We start from the raw sequence: 356 nt of genomic DNA on the forward strand, positions 1-356 counted from the left end.
CCCCCCCCCCATCAGTCTCCCCGAAGCACCGCCCCGACAAGGTTCAGAAGACCCCCTCCGCAGATTACAGAAGGCAGGAGATACGGAGAGGCAGGAGATATAAAGAAAGCCGCCCAGCAGGCGGCAGAAAGGTAGCACAAGAAGAAGAAAAGTAGGCGGCAAATGAAGACAGGTCGCCGACAGGAAAGGTGCAGGAAGGTGGCGAAAGAAGGCAGACCGGCGGTCGGAAGGTGACGGGAGGACAGCAGAAGGAGACAGGTCGGCGGGAGTACGGGTTTTAGGGAATAAAAAAACTCCCGATAGCTAAGCTATCGGGAGTTATCCGTTGCGGGGACAGGATTTGAACCTGCGACCTC

Origin of the sequence: Rothia sp. HMSC073B08, assembly GCF_001812975.1 — a bacterium.
In the GTDB taxonomy this organism is placed as follows: Bacteria; Actinomycetota; Actinomycetes; order Actinomycetales; family Micrococcaceae; genus Rothia; species Rothia mucilaginosa.